This is a genomic window from Pseudomonas sp. BLCC-B112, from assembly GCF_028550695.1.
GTDB classification, from domain to species: domain Bacteria; phylum Pseudomonadota; class Gammaproteobacteria; order Pseudomonadales; family Pseudomonadaceae; genus Aquipseudomonas; species Aquipseudomonas danubii.
The window spans coordinates 35,852-54,398 of sequence record NZ_JAQQGK010000008.1 but is presented as its reverse complement, the minus strand read 5'-3'; the positions used below and the strand labels follow the sequence as shown (position 1 = coordinate 54,398).

Annotated in this window: 22 protein-coding genes; 17 read left to right on the top strand and 5 right to left on the bottom strand. The window is 63.3% G+C overall.

What is annotated here, in order from left to right; all coding sequences use genetic code 11:
- The first annotated feature begins 211 nt into the window (after positions 1–211).
- The 8 genes from PQT43_RS21150 to PQT43_RS21115 all read left to right on the top strand — a co-directional run bounded on the left by PQT43_RS21150 (position 212) and on the right by PQT43_RS21115 (position 4,703).
- The gene (locus PQT43_RS21150) at positions 212–394 is read left to right on the top strand and encodes a hypothetical protein (RefSeq protein ID WP_253165717.1); all 183 of its coding nucleotides are present in this window, start codon (positions 212–214) and stop codon (positions 392–394) included.
- Between the two features lie 378 nt (positions 395–772).
- A complete protein-coding gene (locus PQT43_RS21145) occupies positions 773–1,039 on the top strand; it encodes a DUF3077 domain-containing protein (RefSeq protein WP_159898355.1) in 267 nt (88 codons plus the stop codon).
- Positions 1,040–1,155: 116 nt separating this feature from the next.
- On the top strand, positions 1,156–1,467 hold the full coding sequence (locus PQT43_RS21140) for a type II toxin-antitoxin system HigB family toxin (protein WP_072450953.1): 312 nt from the start codon (positions 1,156–1,158) through the stop codon (positions 1,465–1,467).
- Positions 1,464–1,835, top strand: coding sequence for a helix-turn-helix domain-containing protein (locus PQT43_RS21135; RefSeq protein ID WP_016967390.1), 372 nt, complete (start codon positions 1,464–1,466; stop codon positions 1,833–1,835). Before PQT43_RS21140 ends, PQT43_RS21135 begins: the two co-directional genes overlap by 4 nt.
- 78 nt (positions 1,836–1,913) lie before the next feature.
- Positions 1,914–2,726: a MerR family transcriptional regulator gene (locus PQT43_RS21130; protein ID WP_272754539.1), complete on the top strand. Its 813-nt coding sequence runs from the start codon at positions 1,914–1,916 to the stop codon at positions 2,724–2,726.
- A 133-nt stretch (positions 2,727–2,859) separates the two neighbouring features.
- Positions 2,860–3,576, top strand: coding sequence for a polyphenol oxidase family protein (locus tag PQT43_RS21125; protein WP_253085011.1), 717 nt, complete (start codon positions 2,860–2,862; stop codon positions 3,574–3,576).
- A complete protein-coding gene (locus PQT43_RS21120; protein ID WP_272754538.1) occupies positions 3,573–4,061 on the top strand; it encodes a GNAT family N-acetyltransferase in 489 nt (162 codons plus the stop codon). The genes PQT43_RS21125 and PQT43_RS21120 overlap by 4 nt, the downstream gene beginning before the upstream one ends.
- 60 nt (positions 4,062–4,121) lie before the next feature.
- Positions 4,122–4,703, top strand: a complete 582-nt coding sequence (locus tag PQT43_RS21115) for a DUF4234 domain-containing protein (RefSeq protein WP_110596310.1) — start codon at positions 4,122–4,124, stop codon at positions 4,701–4,703.
- A gap of 19 nt (positions 4,704–4,722) precedes the next feature.
- On the opposite strand, the gene ddlA is transcribed toward PQT43_RS21115, so the two are convergent.
- Together ddlA and PQT43_RS21105 are read right to left on the bottom strand one after the other, a co-directional pair.
- Positions 4,723–5,817: a D-alanine--D-alanine ligase gene (ddlA, locus tag PQT43_RS21110; protein ID WP_267268909.1), complete on the bottom strand. Its 1,095-nt coding sequence runs from the start codon at positions 5,815–5,817 to the stop codon at positions 4,723–4,725.
- A gap of 43 nt (positions 5,818–5,860) precedes the next feature.
- Positions 5,861–6,340, bottom strand: a complete 480-nt coding sequence (locus PQT43_RS21105; protein WP_123393932.1) for a GNAT family N-acetyltransferase — start codon at positions 6,338–6,340, stop codon at positions 5,861–5,863.
- 196 nt (positions 6,341–6,536) lie between these two features.
- Between PQT43_RS21105 and PQT43_RS21100 the strand changes: the two genes are divergently transcribed.
- From PQT43_RS21100 to PQT43_RS21085, 4 genes are all read left to right on the top strand, one after another.
- Entirely contained in the window at positions 6,537–7,346 is an 810-nt protein-coding gene (locus tag PQT43_RS21100) for an AraC family transcriptional regulator (RefSeq protein ID WP_102860222.1), read from the top strand.
- A gap of 80 nt (positions 7,347–7,426) precedes the next feature.
- Positions 7,427–7,813: a cupin domain-containing protein gene (locus PQT43_RS21095; RefSeq protein ID WP_102880955.1), complete on the top strand. Its 387-nt coding sequence runs from the start codon at positions 7,427–7,429 to the stop codon at positions 7,811–7,813.
- A gap of 257 nt (positions 7,814–8,070) precedes the next feature.
- Positions 8,071–8,685: a biliverdin-producing heme oxygenase gene (locus PQT43_RS21090; protein WP_267268910.1), complete on the top strand. Its 615-nt coding sequence runs from the start codon at positions 8,071–8,073 to the stop codon at positions 8,683–8,685.
- Positions 8,682–10,922 (top strand): ATP-binding protein, encoded by a 2,241-nt coding sequence (locus tag PQT43_RS21085; protein WP_267268911.1) that lies wholly within the window; start codon positions 8,682–8,684, stop codon positions 10,920–10,922. Before PQT43_RS21090 ends, PQT43_RS21085 begins: the two co-directional genes overlap by 4 nt.
- A gap of 35 nt (positions 10,923–10,957) precedes the next feature.
- Here PQT43_RS21085 and PQT43_RS21080 read toward each other — a convergent pair whose 3' ends face one another.
- Complete coding sequence (locus tag PQT43_RS21080; RefSeq protein WP_102880958.1) at positions 10,958–11,857, bottom strand: LysR substrate-binding domain-containing protein; 900 nt, start codon at positions 11,855–11,857, stop codon at positions 10,958–10,960.
- 102 nt (positions 11,858–11,959) lie between these two features.
- On the opposite strand from PQT43_RS21080, the gene PQT43_RS21075 reads away from it, so the two are divergent.
- Positions 11,960–12,889, top strand: coding sequence for a DMT family transporter (locus tag PQT43_RS21075; protein ID WP_123393928.1), 930 nt, complete (start codon positions 11,960–11,962; stop codon positions 12,887–12,889).
- A gap of 7 nt (positions 12,890–12,896) precedes the next feature.
- Here the strand turns inward: PQT43_RS21075 and PQT43_RS21070 are convergent, their stop codons facing one another.
- Complete coding sequence (locus PQT43_RS21070) at positions 12,897–14,303, bottom strand: MFS transporter (protein WP_272754537.1); 1,407 nt, start codon at positions 14,301–14,303, stop codon at positions 12,897–12,899.
- Between the two features lie 96 nt (positions 14,304–14,399).
- Here PQT43_RS21070 and PQT43_RS21065 point away from each other — a divergent pair, with 96 nt between their 5' ends.
- Positions 14,400–15,284 carry a LysR family transcriptional regulator gene (locus tag PQT43_RS21065; RefSeq protein ID WP_102880960.1) on the top strand — a complete coding sequence of 295 codons (885 nt, stop codon included), beginning with the start codon at positions 14,400–14,402 and terminating at the stop codon, positions 15,282–15,284.
- 66 nt (positions 15,285–15,350) lie between these two features.
- Here the strand turns inward: PQT43_RS21065 and PQT43_RS21060 are convergent, their stop codons facing one another.
- Complete coding sequence (locus PQT43_RS21060) at positions 15,351–15,956, bottom strand: flavin reductase family protein (RefSeq protein WP_102880961.1); 606 nt, start codon at positions 15,954–15,956, stop codon at positions 15,351–15,353.
- Positions 15,957–16,117: 161 nt separating this feature from the next.
- On the opposite strand from PQT43_RS21060, the gene PQT43_RS21055 reads away from it, so the two are divergent.
- The 3 genes from PQT43_RS21055 to PQT43_RS21045 all read left to right on the top strand — a co-directional run bounded on the left by PQT43_RS21055 (position 16,118) and on the right by PQT43_RS21045 (position 18,492).
- Positions 16,118–16,891, top strand: a complete 774-nt coding sequence (locus PQT43_RS21055) for an SDR family oxidoreductase (RefSeq protein ID WP_102860213.1) — start codon at positions 16,118–16,120, stop codon at positions 16,889–16,891.
- Between the two features lie 110 nt (positions 16,892–17,001).
- The gene (locus PQT43_RS21050; RefSeq protein ID WP_102880962.1) at positions 17,002–17,907 is read left to right on the top strand and encodes a LysR family transcriptional regulator; all 906 of its coding nucleotides are present in this window, start codon (positions 17,002–17,004) and stop codon (positions 17,905–17,907) included.
- 57 nt (positions 17,908–17,964) lie between these two features.
- A complete protein-coding gene (locus tag PQT43_RS21045) occupies positions 17,965–18,492 on the top strand; it encodes a GNAT family N-acetyltransferase (RefSeq protein ID WP_267268912.1) in 528 nt (175 codons plus the stop codon).
- Positions 18,493–18,547: the final 55 nt, after the last annotated feature.

The window sequence follows — 18,547 nt, the reverse complement described above, 5'->3', positions numbered from 1 at the left end:
AGGCCCTGCGCTGAACCCGAGGGCCGGCCGTGAGGCTGGCCTTTTTTGTTTGGGGATCAAATTCGTACTGGGAAAACAGAAAGCGACTACTAAAAAACCAGTCCTTTCAAATGGGTTTGTCTGTGTGCTCGCCACAAGATATCCGACAGCACACACAACCTGTCGAAGTGACTGCAAACAGCAAGGCTGAGAACTTCAAGAGGAAAAGATCATGGCCCTAGCAGAGAAAGAACTATTTGAGCGGGATGCCAAACGCAATGTGGGTGAAGAATTATTGGTAGCGATCAAGAGCGTCAAAGCAGGCTGCTATGGTCGTCGGTACGCGATCATCAAGAACAAAAAGGCAACGGTTCCCGACAAGACACTCTCGTTCATAAACCTGCCAACTGATTAAAATTATCTGGACCTCCAGTCACAGAATGTCGCAGCAATGCCGTTGCGACGCCCTCCCCACCCCGCTATCCTTCGCCCGTCGCTGCAACATCAGCGAACGGGCTTGGCGGCCCGAACCACGAAAGGCGCAATAGCGCCAAAACACGAATGCAGGCGCTTTTTTTGTGCCCGCATTTCTGTGTCATGGCGGATTGCGCAGGGACCCCTTCGGGGGTGCCGGTTCCTTTCGTGCCGGTCCGCCAACCTTGTGCAATCCGCCACCCAAATCTGCTTGGCGGCAGACGGTGGTGGTTCCCAATACGAAAGGAGTCGTCACCATGCACCACACTCGAAATCCGTCCTCCCCACACCTCCCGTCACACAAAGCCGGAGGTGCCCGATGACCACTCAATCGCCCCTGACCACCCTCGGTGAAATCCGCTTTTCCCAGTGCGGCGAACACCTGCATCCGCTGTTTCGGGTGAATGCCGACGTGCCGATCAACGACGCCCTGGAACACGCCTCTGCGCTGTTGCATCTGGCAAAGCAATTCACCCTGGAGGCCGCCATGGAGCCGCGGTGCGACCGCTATGCTTGGGCGGCACACTACCTGGCAGAGATGGGCAAGGCACTGATGGACGACGTGCACGCCACGCTCTCTGCATGACCTGATCGTCCCTGAGCCGACGTTGCCTGCGCGGGCAGATCCAGCGATCTGCCCGTACATCGCTTGACGCACTCAGCGACTTGTTTAAGTCCCAGGACGGGACTAGGATCGACGCCATGAGAATTATTGCAGTCAGTCAGTTGAAGGCCTTCTGGGAGAAGTACCCGGACGCAGAACAGCCCTTGCTGGCCTGGGTCGATGAAGCAAGGAAAGCCGAGTGGTCCAACCCTGCGCAGATCAAGGACCAGTATCGCAACGCGAGCATTCTCAAAAGCCGCAGGGTGGTCTTCAACATCAAGGGGAATGAGTATCGACTGATCGTTGCCGTGGCCTATCGCTTCGGCGCGCTCTACATCAAGTTCGTAGGTACCCACCAGCAGTACGATGCCATTGACGCCGACAGCGTAGACATGGAGCAACCCGCATGAACATCCGCCCTATCCACACCGACCAGGATTACCGCGCCGCGCTCAAAAGCGTCTCGCCCCTGTTCGACAACGAACCGCAGCCCGGGACGCCTGAAGGCGATTACTTCGATGTGATGATCACCCTGATCGAGGCATACGAAGCCAGGCAGTTTCCCCTGGACCTGCCCAACCCGATCGAAGCGATCAAGTTCCGCATGGAGCAATCCGGCTTGTCCGCCGCCGACCTGGCGCCGGCCATCGGCCGCACCAATCGCGTCTACGAAGTGCTCAACGGCAAGCGCGCGCTGACCCTGCCGATGATCTGGAAACTGCACCAGCTGTTCGGCATCCCGGCCGAAAGCCTGATCAAGCCGAGCAAATCGTCCTGAGCCACGCTGCCGGGCTTGAGCTTGCCCTTGGGTAAAGGCTCAACCTGCCTGGCAGCCCAACCACCCAAAGGACGCTCCATGCTCACCATCGGCCAAATGGCTCGCTGCCACAGCCTCACCACCAAGACCCTGCGCCATTACGACAGCATCGGCCTGTTCACCCCGGCCCTCACCGGCCGTGACAACGGCTATCGCTACTACAGCCCGGAACAGATCGTGACCCTGGGCCGCATCGTCTGGCTGCGGCAACTGGGCATGTCCCTGGAAGACATCCGCACGCTGGCGGACCAGGGCGGCCTGGACAGCGTGTTGCACATGCAGCAATCACTGCAGGACCACGCCCGGCAGCTGGAAAGCGAGATTGCCCGCAGCCAGAAAGTGCTCGGTCATCTGCAGCGCTATCTGGCGCAGCCGCAACGCCAGATTCCTGCGCCGCAAACGCCGGAAAAAGTGCTCCTGGCGCCGCTGCGAATCATCGGCATGGCCTGGCAGCAGAATGATCCCGGCTCCATCGCCGAACTCTGGCAGCGCTTCGAACCCCGGGAGCAGGAGATCCAGCGACTGGCCGACCCTGTTGGCACTTACGGCATCTGCCAACCTCTGGAGGACGGCCATTGGCGCTACATCGCCGGCTTGCCGGTGGCGGCCGACGCGCCCTTGGTGCAGGGCATGGTGGAACTGGAAATCCCCGGCCGCCACTACGCCCGGGTCGAGCATCACGGCACGGTGCAAACCCTGCCGGAAACCTTCCGCGCCGCCTACAGCGAATGGCTGCCCGCGGCCGGGCTGCTGCCCATCGAAGCCCTGGAGTTCGAGTACAGCGGCGAACGCTTTCTGGGCCCCATGAATCCCCACAGCGTGGTGGAGTTGTATATCCCGTTGAACGCCTGAAACGCCCGGCAGACGGGCCCGTACTGGGAAGACCGCTGGTCTGGGAGCCTGCCCGGGCCAGCCGTTGTCAGCAAAAGTACCGCGGATGCCGTTATGCTCTGCAACCATTCCCAGGTAACCGAGCGAAGGCCCGATGAGTTTCCAGGCAGGTGTGTTGCAGCAGATAACCGGCATCCGTCATGACTTTTCCAACGTGGGCGCTGCCCTGCCGGCCAATCTGTTCTTCTGCTCCCAGGTCCACAGCGGCGAAGTGGTGGAAGCCAGTACCACCCTGCCCAGCGGCATCATTCGTGGCGACGCGGTACTGACCCGCTCGGCCCGGCCGATTGCGGTGGTCACCGCCGATTGCCTGCCGATGTTGATCAGCAGCCACGACGGCGCCTGGGTAGCAGCGGTGCATGGCGGCTGGAAAGGCCTGCACGGCGGGATCATTGCCCATGTGCTGGAGCACTTCGCCGCTCGGGGCATCGGCGTACATCAGTTGCGCGTAGCCATTGGCCCGTCGATCAAGCCTTGCTGCTATGAAGTCAGTGCGGATTTCGTCAACCACCTGTCCGCCAGCCAAAGTCATCTGTGGCCCGCAGCGCAGGCCCCCTGGAGCCGTCAGCAACCGGCCCCCTTGCTGCCGCCCGAGATCACCCCGCCGCAACCGACCCAGGAAGGCTCGCTGTGGTTCGACCTGAGCCGCTATGCCCTGTACTTGCTGCGTGCGGCCGGGATGAGTGATGAACAGGTCGAGTTCAGCCCACTGTGCACCTACTGCTCGACCCCGAAGCTGGCCAGCTACCGGCGCCGGGGCCATCGCGGTGACGAGAAAGCCTTTCAATACTCCTGGATAGCCCGCACATGAGCCCTGTGCTTGCATTGCAAGCCACCACCGCAAACGATCTGGAAACCCTAGTCAACATGCGTATAACGGCGATGCGCGACAGCCTGGAACGCATCGGACGCTTCGACCCGCAGCGCGCCCGAGAACGCTTTGTGGCAAGTTTTGCTTGCGAACGATGCCAATTCATCTGTCTCGACGGACAGCATGTAGGCTTCATTCAGAGCCAAGCCTATAGCGATCATTTGCTTTTGCAGCACCTGTACGTCATGCCTGATTTTCAGGGGCAGGGCATCGGCGAGAAGGCCTTGAAACCTCTGCTTGATCGATCAACCCTGGAACAGTTGCCGATCCGCCTGGATGCCCTGCGTGGCAGTGACTCGAATCGTTTTTATCGACGCCTGGGTTTTGTTCAGGTCAGTGAAAGCGAATGGGATATTCATTACCTTCGCCCGGCAGATCCGCTGCGTCGTGAGTCATCCTGCGCAGACCTGCCTGAATGCCAGTAGGCGTCCCACCCCAAGCGGCGCTAACGTTGCCGCTTCTTCAGACCCAACCAAGGAGTGCCCGTGTCTGACAACCTCTATGCCCCGCCCAAGGCCGAACTGGTCGCGCCGTCCCCCCAAGCGCAGCTGCAACCGTTCTATGTGGTGTCCCGGGCCAAGTTCATCACCCTGTACATCGTCACTTTCGGCATCTACCAGCTGTATTGGGCCTACAAGCACTGGCATCAATTCAGGCATGCCAGCGGCCAGGAGCTGTGGCCCGTGGCCCGGGCGTTTTTTGCGATTTTCTTCACCCACGCGCTGTACCGCGAAGCCGATGCACAGCTCAAGCGCGACGGCCGCAGCCATGACTGGCGGCCCGGTGAACTGGCAACCCTGTTTGTGGTGGGGCTGATCGTCAACAACGTGGTGGATGCCCTGTCACGCAAGAACATCGGCTACCCGGTGACCGACATCGCCAGCCTGGCGCTGCTACCAGTGCTGGCATGGGTCACCTGGCTGGGCCAGCGGGGTCTGAATGCTGCTGCGGGTGATCCCGAGGGTCGCAGCAACGCCCGCTTCACACCCGTCAACTACGTGTTCATCGTGCTTGGGGCGCTGTTGCTGGCGCTGGCCTGCATCGGGCTGATGCTGCCACCGGAATGAGCCCGGAAGGAGGCTCGCCTTAGCGGGTGATTTTCAAGGTTTGGCGCTCGCCGTGACGCTCCAGGGCCAGCTCGATCAGCCGGCTGACCAGCTCGCTGTAGCTCATGCCGGCGGCCTGCCATAGTTTGGGGTACATGCTGATACGCGTGAACCCTGGCAGGGAGTTGACTTCATTGATCAGCACTTCGCCACTGTCAGTGAGGAACACATCGACCCGGGCCAGTCCGGAGCAACCCAGTACCTGGAATGCCTCGATGGCCAGGGCCTGAATCCGCTCGCTATCAGCCGGACTGATCGCCGCCGGTACCACCACCTGAGCCGCCTGTTCGTCGATGTACTTGCTGTCGTAGGAATAGAAGCCCTGGCTGACCACGATCTCGCCACAGCCACTGGCAAGCGGCTGGTCATTGCCCAGCACCGCGCATTCGATTTCCCGCCCGCGCACTGCCGACTCCACCAGCACCTTGTGGTCAAAGCCCAGGGCCAGCTCCACAGCAGCCAGATAATCGGCTTCGCTTTCGACCTTGCTCACCCCCACCGACGAGCCCTGGTTCGCCGGTTTGACGAACAGCGGCAGGCCGAGCTGGTCCCGGGCCTGGGCAAAACCGTAGCGACCACGAGTGGCACGGGTCAGAGTAATAAACGGCGTCACCGCCAGCCCGGCATCGCGCAGCAAGCGCTTGCTGATGTCCTTGTCCATGCACACCGCCGAGCCCAGTACATCGGAGCCAACAAAGGGCAGGTCGGCCATGCGCAACAAGCCCTGCAGGCAGCCATCTTCCCCCAGGGTGCCGTGGACGATGGGGAAGATCACATCGACATGGCCCAGCAGTTCCTGGCTGGAGGTTTCCACCAGTTGCTGACTGGCCTTGCCCGGTACCACCGCCAGTTCGCGGTTGGACTGGTTGAGGGCAATCAGCGCCGGGTTTTCCTGGTTGATCAGAAAGTTCGAGGTGTCATTGAGGTGCCAGTGGCCCTGCTTGTCGATACCGATCAGCACCGGCTCGAAGCGCGAACGATCCAGGGCATCGACGATGTTGCGCGCCGACTGCAACGACACTTCGTGTTCGGCCGAACGGCCACCAAAAATAATTCCGACCCGCAACTTGCTCATGAATGGTTTCCGTTGAAAAAGTGATCGCTGACAACTGTTGGTTTCAGCTGGGGCTGTAGCGCAAATGGATCAACGCCACCCGCTCCTGCTCCTTGTTCTTGCGCTCTTCGATGGCGAACGGCACAAAACCCAGCTTCGGATAGAACAGCAACCCCGCCACATTGCTGTTGAAGCAGGACAGCGTCACCTCGCTGGCCTGGTGCTTGCTGCGAGCGATATGGATCATCTGCCCGATCAGTTGCGCTCCCAGGCCCGCGCCGCGCACCTCTGGGTCGACGATGACATTGCCGATGGTGCAGGTGCCGCCACTGGCCCAGCGATAGAAGTTGGCAAAGCCCACCACCTGCCCATCCAACTCGATCACTGTCGAGTCGCTGCGCTGGGCGATGGAGTCGCGCAGCTGTTCGTGGGTCAGCGGCCAGGTGGCAGCGGGAAAAAAGAAATACAACTCTTGGGGACTGCCCACGAAACTGCAGATCCGCGCAATGTCGGCGTCCGCTACCGGGCGAAAAACAACAGCCATGTTCAGTCTCCTGATACGGGGACATAACGTCCGTGTTGAGGGGCAATCGTGCCTGCAGATTAGTCACCAGCCACCGGGGCAATAGCAAGAGGCAGTTGCAGCACAGAGGCATGCGTTATCGGCTCAGGCCTTGCAGACAAACTCCAAGCCCCTGAGTTAATGTGCGGCTCTTGTGATTGCTCACCAGGACCGTCCAATGGCCAAACCCACCGCTGTCACCGACTGGGTTCACCGCGCGCCGCCCGCCCGGGGCCTGGAGCGCATCGAGGCGTATTTCGCCGGCCATGGTTATGACATGCACCGCCACGACACCTACGCTATCGGCCGCACCCTGCGCGGGGTACAGAGCTTCCAGTACCGTGGCGGCTGGCGCCACAGCCTGCCTGGGGCCACCATGGTCCTGCACCCCGACGAGCCCCACGACGGCGAGGCCGGCACCCACGACGGTTTTCACTACCGCATGCTGTATGTCGAGCCGGCGCTGATCCAGCAAATCCTCGGCGGCCAGCCACTGCCCTTCATTGCCGGCGGCCTGTCCAATGACCCGCGGCTGTTCGCCGCCACCGAGACCCTGCTGCGCAGCGTCGACGGCCCCCTCGATCCGCTGGAACAGGAGGATGCGCTGTTCGACCTGGCCCACGCCTTGAACAGCGTGTCCGGAGTCCCGCGGTCCCGCCAGCGCTTCGACTACGTAGCGGCAGAACGCGCCCGAGAGTACATCCACAGCGCCCTGGACCGGACCCTCACCCTGGACGAGTTGGCAGCCCATAGCGAACGCGACCGCTGGAGCCTGTCCCGGGACTTTCGCCTGCTATTCGGCACCAGCCCCTATCGCTACCTGAGCATGCGCCGCCTGGACCTGGTCCGCGCCCTGCTGGTGCAGGGCCAGTCCCTGGCCAATGCGGCGCTGATGGCGGGTTTCTCCGACCAGAGCCACATGACCCGACAGTTTCGCCAGACCTACGGCCTGCCTCCCGCTCGCTGGCTGAAGATGCTCGGCCGCTGAGCCACACACGATCGTTCAAGAAGCCGGCGCCCCTGCCTGTTTACCCTCAGTGCTCATTCATCACTGAGGTGGACCGCAACATGCAAAACCCTGCCCCGCAAGACGCCTACCAAAGCATCAACTTCGCCAACAAACTCGGCCTGTTCAGCGAACACTGGACCCCCAAGGTGATCGCCGAGATGAATGACTACCAGTTCAAGATTTCCAAGCTGCAAGGGGAATTCGTCTGGCACAGCCACGCCGACACCGACGAAACCTTCATCGTGCTCGACGGCCTGCTGCACATCGACTTCCGTGACGGCCAGGTGTCCATCGCCAGCGGCGAGATGTTCGTGGTGCCCAAGGGCGTCGAACACAAGCCCTGGGCCGAGCAGGAGGTCAAACTGCTGTTGATCGAGCCCAAGGGCGTGCTCAACACCGGCGATCAAGGCGGCGAACGTACGGCACAGAACGACGTCTGGATCTGACCCCGGCCCGAATCTGCAAAGTGGAAAAGGGAATTTCCACCGCACCGGCGGGGTCAGACGCTTTGACACGCCACTCAATCAACGCTGCTGACCGACCGACGGTGTGACAAAACCCCTACGTCGAGGGAAAAAGCACGGGTAAAGTGACGCGCCGATTTTTTCTGTGCGATGGCTCTATCGCGGGGATGCCAGCCTGGTCCCGGCTTTTGATGACGCCCATGGCGCGTCCACTACCTGTTGCGACCCCTGATCCCTGCATGCCGACACCGCACCAAGCCAGCACCACGCCCACCCTGCTTCAAGACCTGCGCACCGGCACCGCGCCCTTGCACGTTGCCCTGGAGAAACGCCTGCCGTTCTTCTGTGAGCGGCTTGATGCGCCCTGGTATCGACGCCTGATCCAGGCCTATTACGGCTTCTATCAGCCCCTGGAAGCGGCCCTGCAGAACAGCGGCCTGATCCCTGCGGGCTATGACCTGAGCCAACGCCTGAAGACCCCGACCCTGTTCGGGGATCTGCGTGCCCTGGGCTTGGATGTTGCCAGCATCGAGGCCCTGCCCCGCTGTGAGCAACTGCCGCCTCTGCACAGCGCCGGAGCCTGCCTGGGCACCCTCTACGTACTGGAAGGCGCGACCCTGGGCGGACAGATTCTGCGCCGGGAAATGGCCCGGCGCCTGGATCTCGATGCCGACAACGGCGGCGCCTTTCTCGACGTCTATGGCACTGCCACCGGGCGGCGCTGGAAGGACTTTCTCGACTACCTGGAGCGCATGCCCGAAGACCCGAGCACACGCCGACACCTGATCAGCGGCGCGCAATCCACATTTGCCTGTTTCGAACGCTGGCTCGACCGCCGCGAGGTGCTGCTATGACCCCCCAAGATTCCCAAACCTTCGAACAGTTGCTGGCCAATTGCGCCAATGAACCCATTCACTCCCCGGGAGCGATCCAGCCCCACGGTGTGTTGCTGACCCTGTGCGAACCGCAACTGCGCATCCAGCAGATCAGTGCCAACGTCGAGACCCTACTGGGCCGGCCCGCCGATTCGCTGCTGGGGCACCCCCTGGAGCAGTTGCTGGGAGAAACAGACGCTCAACGCATCCGTGAAGTGCTGCAACAGGATCAGCTGTTCGATGCCCCGCCGCTGCACCTGTCACTCAACGGAACACCTTTCGAAGCCCTGCTGCATCGCCATCAAGGGGTGCTGATGCTGGAGCTGGAAATCCAGCCCGATCAGCCGCAGCACCAGCACCTCAAGCAACAGACCGAGAATCTCGGGCGCCTGCTGCGGCGCCTGCAAGCGGCCAGGACCCTGCACGAGCTGTACGCCATCAGCGTCGCCGAGATCCAGGCCATGACCGGCTACGACCGGGTGCTGATCTACCGCTTCGAGGAGGAAGGCCACGGCCAGGTGATCGCCGAAGCCACCCGCCCCGACATGGAGGTGTTCAACGGCCTGTTCTTCCCCGCCTCGGACATTCCCCAGCAGGCCCGCGAGCTGTATCGCAGCAACTGGCTGCGGATCATTCCCAACGCCGACTACCAACCGGTGCCGCTGCTGCCGACCCTGCGCCCGGACACCCAGCAGCCCCTGGACCTGAGTTTCGCCACCCTGCGCAGCGTGTCGCCGATTCACTGCCAGTACATGAAGAACATGGGCGTGCTGTCGTCCATGAGTATTTCCCTGCTCAAGGACGATCAGCTCTGGGGCCTGATCAGCTGCGGCAACCGCCAGCCGCTGCTGGTGCCCCACGAACTGCGCATTGCCTGCCAGACCATTGGCCAGGTGCTGTCGTTGCAGATCAGCGCCATGCAAGCCCTGGACCTGAGCCGCCAGCGGGAAGAGAAACTCACCGCCCTGGCCAGCCTCGACCAGGCCATGCGCGACGCCTGCGGCAGTGTTTTCGACGGCTTGACCCAGGCGCCGCAGGTGCTGCTGGACCTGACGCAAGCCGGCGGTGTCGCGATCATTGAGGACAAACAGTTGCATTGCTTCGGCCAGTGCCCGCCCCAGGACGAAATCCGCGCGCTGCATCGCTGGCTGCAAGGCACGGGGGAAGCGGTGTTTGCCAGCCATCACCTGGCCAGCGTGTACCCGCCGGCGGCGAGTTATCAACAGGTCGCCAGCGGCGTCCTGGCCATGAGTCTGCCCAAACCTGTGGATAACGGCGTGCTGTGGTTCCGCCCCGAAGTGAAGGAAAACATCCACTGGAGCGGCAACCCGCAAAAACCCCTGGACCTGGAAAACTCCGACGCCGGCCTGCGCCTGCGACCGCGCACCTCGTTCGAGATCTGGAAGGTGGAAATGGCCGGCATTTCCAGCAAGTGGAGCCACGGCGACCGCTTCGCCGCCAACGACCTGCGGCGCTCGGCCCTGGAACACGACTTGGCGCGCCAGGTCCTGCGTGAACAAGAGGCAGTGCGCGCCCGGGACGAGCTGGTGGCGGTGGTGTCCCACGACCTGCGCAACCCGATGACCGTGATTTCCATGCTCTGCGGCATGCTGCAAAAGGCCTTCAGCTCTGACGGCCCGCATACGTCACGACGCATTTCCTCGGCCATCGACACCATGCAACAGGCCGCCAGCCGCATGAACAACCTGCTGGAGGACTTGCTCGACACCTCGAAGATCGAAGCCGGGCGCTACAGCATCGCGCCACAGCCGCTGGAGGTGAGCCAGATCTTTGAAGAGGCCTATTCGCTGCTGGCCCCCCTGGCCCTGGACAAGGCCATCGACATCAGCTTCCACGCCGAGCCCGAGCTGACCATCAATGCCGATCCCGAGCGGTTGTTCCAGGTGTTGTCGAACCTGGTGGGCAACGCCATCAAGTTCACCCCCAAGCAAGGCAAGGTCGGGGTGGTGGCGATGTCCGACGGCGAGCAGATCGTCTTCAGCGTCCGCGACACCGGGGAAGGCATTCCCGCCGACCAGCTGCCGTTCATCTTCGATCGCTACTGGACCCTGAAGGAAGGCAACCCCAACGGCACCGGCCTGGGGTTGTACATCACCCAGGGCATCATCCAGGCCCACGGCGGCAAGATCGAGGCCCACAGCGAACCGGGCAAGGGCAGCGAGTTCCGCTTCAGCGTGCCCCGCGCCAGCCTCTGATCCAGGCACCGGGGCTGGCACACCGCCCCGGGCGCTCATTCACTCGCCTGCGCCACCAGCCAGTCGCGAAACAACTGGCCACTGGCAGACAGGCGCTTGTGCCGCACATGCACCAGAAAGTCTGCCTGCCCGGTGCGAAACGCCCACTGGCCGACGCGCTGCAACTCGCCCTGGGCCACCAACTCGCTGGCCATGAAATCCCAGCCCAGGCCCACCCCCATGCCCTGCTGCACGGCGCTGAACATCAGCGTCAATTGATTGAAGCCCATGGCCCCTGGCGGCGCGCTGTAGTCCAGGCCGAAATGCCGGAACCAGTCGCGCCAGTCGATGCAGTTCCAGGCCGAGGCATCCAGCTGGATCAAGGGCAGTTCGGCCAGTTGCGCCAGCGCGTCAATGGCCGGCAACTCCAGGCGCCGGCTGGCGATGGGATAGACAATCTCGGCGAACAACGGCGTGGCGGTCAGGGACGACCAATGCCCGGCGCCGTAGAGAATGGCGAAGTCGTGTTCGGCCACGCTGGACTCGTCCATGTCGTTGTTGGCGTGGATGCTCACGGTGATGTCCGGGTGTTGTTTGTTGAACGCCAGCAAGCGCGGAAACAGCCAGAACTGCGCCACCGCATGGGTGCATTGCACAGTAACGGTGTTGGCATCGCGCCCGGCCCGCAAGCGACTGACGCTGCGCAGTAACGCCTCCAACTGAGTGCTGACCTCGGCGAACAGCGAGGCACCGCTGGCGGTGAGTTTCACCCCCCGGGCCTGACGCTCGAACAGTTCGGTCTTGAGCGACAGCTCCAGGGCACGGATCTGCTTGCTCACTGCGCTCTGAGTCAGGCACAGCTCGGTGGCGGCGCGGGTGAAGCTGGCGTTGCGCCCCACCGCCTCGAAGGTCACCAGGGTTTCCAATGGTGGCAAATGACGGGCAAAGCGGCTCATGAGGCATTCCCCAGAAGAATAGGTAGGTGCCTATATATCCTTTGTCCACTCGGTCAGCAATGACTAGGCTGCGCGCTTTGATGAATCGCTGCGAGTGTGTGCATGAAACGCGGAGTTGCTTACGCCGCCCTGGCCGGTGCGGTCTGGGGCCTGGCCATTGTGGTGCCCAGCCTGTTGCCGGAGTTCAGTCCGCTGATGCTCAGCTGTGCCCGCTTCACCCTGTACGGTGCATTCTCCCTGCTCCTGGCTGCGCCCCAGGCCCGGGAGCTGCTGCAACGCCTGACCTGGAGCGATGCCGGGTTGCTGGTGAAGCTGGCGCTGACCGGCAACCTGATCTATTTCATGCTCCTGGCCAGCGCCATCCAGTGGGCCGGGGTGGCCAGCACCGCGCTGATCGTCGGCCTGCTGCCGCTGACCATTACCCTGGCCGGGCGCGGCGACGCCGACGCCGTGCCCTTGCGCCGCCTGCGCTGGCCGCTGCTGCTGGTGTTCGCCGGCATCTGCTGCATCAACCTCGACACCCTGCTGACCGCGCCTGGCGATTCACCCGAGCTGGGCCAGCGCGCCCTGGGCCTGCTCTGCGCCTTTGGCGCCCTGCTGTGCTGGACCTGGTTCGCCACCGACAACGCCCGCTACCTCAAGGGCAGCCGTTTCAACAGCAGCCAGTGGTCGACCCTGTGGGGCATCACCACCGGCCTGATGAGCGCCCTGATCTGGCTGCTGGCGGAGGCTTTCTCCCTGCCGGGCACCCAGGTCGAGGCCAGCGAGCATCGCTGGATGCTGTTCTGGGGCCTGAGCCTGTCCAGTGCAGTGCTGGGTTCCTGGTTCGGCAATCGCATGTGGAATGCCTCGACCCGGCGCTTGCCCCTGACCCTCAGCGGCCAGTTGATCGTGTTCGAGACCCTGTTTGCCCTGCTGTACGGTTTTATCTGCCTGCAACACCTGCCGAGCCTGCTGCAAAGCTCGGCGGCCCTGCTGTTGCTGGCCGGGGTGCTGTGGGCGGTGCGCCGCCACTTGCCCCAGCCCCACTGAACGCGCCTCAGCCCTGGGCCACGGAGCAGGCCGGCAAGGCTGGTGACGCCCGAGGCAAACGCAGCGCCAGGAGAGCCCCGAGCAAGGCCAGCAGGGCGCTGGCCGCAGTGGCCATTTCAATGCCATGAGCCTGATTGCCCTCAGGGCTCAAGGTATTGGCCAGGGACACCAGCAGCGCCAGCCCCAGGGCCCCGCCGATTTGCTGGCTGGTCGAAGCCACCCCCGCTGCCACCCCTTGCTCGGATGCTGCGATACCCTGCCCGGCCGAGACCCACATCGAGGTCCAGGTCATGCTCTGGCCGATGCTCATCACCACAATCCCTGGTAACAGGCCGACAAAACCCAGGCTGCCGGGCAAGGCCAGGTACATCATGCCGATGCCCAGCGCCCCAAGCAGCAAGCCGCTGACCAGGGTCGCCCGCAAGCCGATACGCAGCAGCGCCCGTTCCGCCACCCAGATTCCGGCCGTGCACAGCAGGGTCGAAGGCAGGAACGCCAAGCCGCTCTGCAACACGCTGAACTGGTAGACCTGTTGGAAATACAGGCTGAGAAAGTAGTACTGCACGCCGAAGCTGCTCATGAACAATGCAGTAATCACCATGGCCATGCGCAGTTGTGGATAACCCAGCAAACGCAGCGGCATCAAGGGGTCCGGGCTGCGCTGCTCCAGTCGGACAAACAGCCAGAGCAACGCCAGGGACAGCATCAGGCAAGCCAGGGTCGCCGGCGCGGTCCAGCCCCACTCCGGCCCCTGAACAATGGAAAACACCAGCAAGGTGCCCCCCAGGGTCACGGTCAGGGCACCGCGCAGATCGAACTGACGGCCACGCTGGCGCGCCGGGTCGGCGGGAATCCAGCGCCGGGCCATCAGTGCGCAGGCTCCGGCCAGGGGCACGTTGACCAGGAACACCGCTTCCCAGCCCCAGTACTGGGTCAACACCCCGCCCAGCAAGGCCCCCAGGGCCAGTCCCGCCGCCGAGGCCGCGCTCCACACCGCAAAGGCGCGGTTACGGGCCGGGCCTTCGGCGTACCAGGTGTTGATCAGGGCCAGGGTGGCCGGGAACAGCATCGCCCCGCCCACGCCCTGCACGGCCCGGGCCAGCACCAGCAACAGGGCGCTGCCGCCCAGGCCGCCGGCCAGGGACGCCAGGGCGTACAGGGACTGGCCAATGATGTAGAAACGCCGCTTGCCCAACAGGTCCGCCGCACGCCCGCCCAGCAGCAGGAAGCCGCCAAAGGCCACACTGTAGGCGCTGACCACCCACTGCAATTGCTGGGCGGAGAACCCCAGACGCTGGCCAATGTCCGGCAGGGCAACAAAGACGATGGTGGCGTCCAGGGCGATGATCAACTGCGCGGTGGCCAGCAGTAACAGCATCCAGCCCGACGGCTTGGCTAACGGGGTCGCGGACATCGCGATAATCCTTGTCTGAAATAAGCGGCGCCCAGTGTCATCGATGCCGTTTAAATGATAAATACGCCACTTCCTCTTTCAGTAATGACTTTAATCATGGATCTGAACGCCCTTCGCCTGCTGGTCCGGGTGGCCGAGACCCGCAGTTTCACCCGGGCCGCCGGCGACCTGGGGCTGACCCAATCCGGCCTGTCCCGGGCCATTTCCCGCCTGGAACAGCAACTGGGCGTGCGCCTGCTGCAACGCAATACCCGCAGTGTCAGCCTGACCCCGGACGGCCAGGTTCTGGTGGACCGGGCCGGACCGCTGCTGGCAGAACTGGCCCATACCGAGCACTTGCTGCTGGACCGCCGGGACTCTCCCACCGGAGCGCTGAAGATCAGCACCCCTTCACTGTTCGGGCGCAAGGTGGTGATGCCGGTCATTGGCGAGCTGACCACCCGCTATCGCGAGTTGAGCATCGAGGCGGTCATGACCGATCGGGTGGTGGACATCATCGACGAAGGCTTCGACGCGGTGCTGCGTACCGGGGTGATCAACGACCAGCGCCTGATCGCCCGCCCCCTGGCGCCCCTGCGCTGGGTAACGGTGGCGGCGCCGGCTTATCTGCAGCGCCATGGCACGCCCCGGCAATTGGCGGACTTGCAGCAGCACAACTGCCTCACCGTGCGCAACCTGCGCAGCGGCCGCCTGGTGGACTGGCAGTTCATGGACCAGGGCAAGCCTCTGGACCTGGCGGTGCAGGGGCGGCTGATCTTCGACATCGGCGATGCCCTGGTGGATGCGGTGCTGGGTGGCTTCGGCATCGCCCAGTTGATGGAGTTCGCCGTGCGCGATGCCCTCGACGCAGGCCATCTGGTGCCGATTCTCCAGGCCCATGATGGGCGCTGCCGGGAACTGTCCCTGGTCTACCCGCCCTCACGCCAATGCTCGCCGAAACTCAACGCCTTCGCCGACGCCCTGGGCCAGGTGAGCTGGTAGCCAAGACCCAGTCGGCGGCAGAGCGCTGGACTTGCAGGTGCTGGATCACACCCAGCAGACGTTGACTCAAACCTCACCGGCCTGGGGCAACTGACGACCGTCAACGGCGTCGCCAATGGTCAGGAAATGCCCACCCGCTACATGGTGCAGGGTGCGCAGCGAGTCCTGACCCTCGAAGTGCCAACGCCCTTCGCTGAACACTCGGGTATCGGCCTGGGCCGCAATCACCTCACCGAGGAACAGGTCGTACTGCTGGTGATTGTGGGGCTCGGGCAACAGCCGGCATTCCAGCCAGGCCACGCAACCTTCCAGCAGCGGAGCCTCAAGGGCCTGGCCGGCAAAGGTCGATAAACCATAGGCGCAAAACTTGTCGCGCCCGGCGTGGTGCAGCTCCAGTCCAGAGCTGTTGCCCAGGCTCTGCACAATGTCCACTTGAGCGGCGCAGGGCACGTTGAGGACGAAGGTGCCCGAAGCCTCCAGCAGCTGCCGGGTCCAGGTGGACTTGTCGAGCACCACGGCAACTTTCGGCGGCTCGAAATCCAGGGGCATCGCCCAGGCCGCGGCCATGATATTGCGCTGGCCACCATGGGCCGCGCTGACCAGCACCGTAGGGCCGTGATTGAGCAGGCGGTAGGCCTTTTCCAGAGGGACCGAACGACGAAATGCAGGCATGGCAGGCTCCTGAAAAAAATCCGATTGTAGCCCTATCCAGCCCTCGGGCAGACCGCGGCATTGGATGGATTTTCTGGATAATCCGTCCAGCCGCCGACGGCTTATCCACGCCCTTCCAAAGACTAGACTCAGCCTTCACCAACCGTCGAAGGAGCCGCACCATGGCCGATCATTCCCTGAACAACAAAGTCGTGTTGATTGCCGGAGGGGTGAAAAACCTCGGCGGCCTGATTGCCCGTGATCTTGCCAGCCACGGGGCCAAAGCCGTGGCCGTGCACTACAACAGCAGCGCCAGCCAGGCCGACGCCGAGCGCACCCTGGCGGCGCTCAAGGACCTGGGGGTCGAGGCCCACGCCTGGCAGGCCGACCTCACCAGCGCCAGTGCCGTGGAGCGTCTGTTCAGCGAGGTCAAGGCGCGTTTCGGCAAGATCGACATCGCCATCAACACCGTGGGCAAGGTGCTGAAAAAACCCATAGTCGACATCAGCGAAGACGAGTACGACCAGATGTTTGCGGTCAATGCCAAGAGCGCGTTCTTCTTTATCAAGGAAGCCGGCAAACACCTGGAGGACAACGGCAAGCTGGTGACCCTGGTGACGTCGCTGCTGGGAGCCTTCACCCCGTTCTATGCCGCCTATGGCGGTTCCAAGGCCCCGGTGGAACACTTCACCCGGGCCGCAGCCAAGGAGTTCGGCGCCCGCGGCATCTCGGTCACCGCTGTAGGGCCAGGCCCCATGGATACACCGTTCTTCTACCCTGCCGAAGGGGACGACGCGGTGGCCTACCACAAGAGCGCCGCGGCCCTGTCGCCTTCGAGCAAGACCGGACTCACTGATATCGAGGATGTGGTGCCCTTCATTCGTCACCTGGTGACCGAGGGTTGGTGGATCACCGGTCAGACCTTACTGATCAACGGCGGCTACACCACCAAGTAATCCTGGCGCCCAAGGGGTAAATTGGCCTGCCGAGCCGCTGCATCGATCGCCTCGGACGATGCCGCGATCCATTGCCGCTCGGCGTCCCCCGGACCAGGATCGTTCATACGATGGATAAGCTTGAACAATACCGCGTGTTCATCCAGGTGGCCGACATGGGCAGCTTCATCAAGGCCGCCCATGTCCTGGAACTGCCACGGGCTACCGTCTCCTCCGCCGTGCAGCAACTGGAAACCGGCCTCGGCACGCGCCTGCTGCACCGCACGACCCGGCATGTGCAATTGACCGCCGACGGCGCCATCCTTCTGGAGCGAGCCCGGCGTCTGCTGGCGGATGCATCCGAACTCAGCCAACTGTTCCAGCATCGCCAGGTGGATGTCAGTGGACGTCTGAACATCGACGTACCCAGCCGCATCGCCCGGCGCCTGATCGTGCCCGCCCTGCCCCAATGGCTGGCGCAATACCCCGACCTGCAACTGGCGCTGGGGGCCTGCGATCGCAGCATCGACCTGGTCCAGGAAGGCATCGACTGCGCGATCCGCGTCGGCAGCCTGGCGGACAGCAGCCTGATCGCCCGTCCCCTGGGGCGCCTGGCGCTGATCAACTGCGCCAGCCCCGCCTACCTCGCCGAACATGGCGAGCCTCGAAGCCACCAGGACCTGCAGAACGGCCAGTGGATGGTGGGCTACGCCTCCCCGGACACGGGTCGAGAGCAGCCCTGGGAATACCTGCAGGAAGGTCGCGAGCACCTGCTGGGCCTGCCCAGTCGGGTGATCGTCAACAACGTCGAGAACTACATTGCCTGCTGTCGCCAGGGCCTGGGGCTGATCCAGGTGCCGCGCTTCGATGTGCAGCATCTACTGGAGCGCGGCGAACTGGTGCAGGTGCTTCATGAACTGCCGGTGGCGCCCATGGAAATCAGCGCACTGTACCCCGACCGCCGCCATCGCTCGCGCCGTCTCAATGTGTTCATCGAATGGTTTGCCGAACTGATCAAACCGCACCTGGAGGCTTGAAGCCGACCTGCAGAACGTGAGATGAAAGCGCCTTCAACGGATTGAGGCCACCGGACCATGACGCACCTGAACATCACCGCCCCGCAGCCTGACGACGTGCATGAACTGCTAGCTTTTGAACAAGAGAACCGCGTTTTTTTCGAGGCCTCGATCAACGCCCGACCCGCCGCGTACTACTGTGCCGAAGGCGTCGCCGAAGCCATCGCCCAGGCTCGACAGGACGCCGAAGCGGATCGCGGCTATCAATTCCTGATCCGTGAAAACTCACAGCTGGTGGGACGCATCAACCTGCACCGGGTGCAGCGCGCCTACTTCAATTGCGCCGAACTGGGCTATCGAGTGGGCGTCCGTTTCAACGGCCGCGGCATCGCCAAGGCGGCGGTGGAGCAAGTCCGGCAACGGGCCTTTGGGGAGTTGCAACTGAGCCGCATCGAAGCCAACGCCCGCCCGGAGAACCTCGGCTCGGTGCGGGTACTGGAGGCGTCAGGGTTCTCCCGCTACGGCCATTCACGCCGCAGCTTCCTGCTGCACGGGCAGTGGTTCGACCGTTTGCATTACGAATGCCATGGGCCGTTGCAACACTGAAACCCTCCGCGTCCGCTGGGCCAGGCGGACGCGAAACTTGAACCCTCAGCGTGAC

Coding starts and splice junctions, on each gene's coding strand:
- PQT43_RS21150 (WP_253165717.1), top strand. CDS start 212: ATGGCCCTAGCAGAGAAAGAACTATTTGAGCGGGATGCCAAACGCAAT.
- PQT43_RS21145 (WP_159898355.1), top strand. CDS start 773: ATGACCACTCAATCGCCCCTGACCACCCTCGGTGAAATCCGCTTTTCC.
- PQT43_RS21140 (WP_072450953.1), top strand. CDS start 1,156: ATGAGAATTATTGCAGTCAGTCAGTTGAAGGCCTTCTGGGAGAAGTAC.
- PQT43_RS21135 (WP_016967390.1), top strand. CDS start 1,464: ATGAACATCCGCCCTATCCACACCGACCAGGATTACCGCGCCGCGCTC.
- PQT43_RS21130 (WP_272754539.1), top strand. CDS start 1,914: ATGCTCACCATCGGCCAAATGGCTCGCTGCCACAGCCTCACCACCAAG.
- PQT43_RS21125 (WP_253085011.1), top strand. CDS start 2,860: ATGAGTTTCCAGGCAGGTGTGTTGCAGCAGATAACCGGCATCCGTCAT.
- PQT43_RS21120 (WP_272754538.1), top strand. CDS start 3,573: ATGAGCCCTGTGCTTGCATTGCAAGCCACCACCGCAAACGATCTGGAA.
- ddlA (WP_267268909.1), bottom strand. CDS start 5,817: ATGAGCAAGTTGCGGGTCGGAATTATTTTTGGTGGCCGTTCGGCCGAA.
- PQT43_RS21105 (WP_123393932.1), bottom strand. CDS start 6,340: ATGGCTGTTGTTTTTCGCCCGGTAGCGGACGCCGACATTGCGCGGATC.
- PQT43_RS21100 (WP_102860222.1), top strand. CDS start 6,537: ATGGCCAAACCCACCGCTGTCACCGACTGGGTTCACCGCGCGCCGCCC.
- PQT43_RS21095 (WP_102880955.1), top strand. CDS start 7,427: ATGCAAAACCCTGCCCCGCAAGACGCCTACCAAAGCATCAACTTCGCC.
- PQT43_RS21090 (WP_267268910.1), top strand. CDS start 8,071: ATGCCGACACCGCACCAAGCCAGCACCACGCCCACCCTGCTTCAAGAC.
- PQT43_RS21085 (WP_267268911.1), top strand. CDS start 8,682: ATGACCCCCCAAGATTCCCAAACCTTCGAACAGTTGCTGGCCAATTGC.
- PQT43_RS21080 (WP_102880958.1), bottom strand. CDS start 11,857: ATGAGCCGCTTTGCCCGTCATTTGCCACCATTGGAAACCCTGGTGACC.
- PQT43_RS21075 (WP_123393928.1), top strand. CDS start 11,960: ATGAAACGCGGAGTTGCTTACGCCGCCCTGGCCGGTGCGGTCTGGGGC.
- PQT43_RS21070 (WP_272754537.1), bottom strand. CDS start 14,303: ATGTCCGCGACCCCGTTAGCCAAGCCGTCGGGCTGGATGCTGTTACTG.
- PQT43_RS21065 (WP_102880960.1), top strand. CDS start 14,400: ATGGATCTGAACGCCCTTCGCCTGCTGGTCCGGGTGGCCGAGACCCGC.
- PQT43_RS21060 (WP_102880961.1), bottom strand. CDS start 15,956: ATGCCTGCATTTCGTCGTTCGGTCCCTCTGGAAAAGGCCTACCGCCTG.
- PQT43_RS21055 (WP_102860213.1), top strand. CDS start 16,118: ATGGCCGATCATTCCCTGAACAACAAAGTCGTGTTGATTGCCGGAGGG.
- PQT43_RS21050 (WP_102880962.1), top strand. CDS start 17,002: ATGGATAAGCTTGAACAATACCGCGTGTTCATCCAGGTGGCCGACATG.
- PQT43_RS21045 (WP_267268912.1), top strand. CDS start 17,965: ATGACGCACCTGAACATCACCGCCCCGCAGCCTGACGACGTGCATGAA.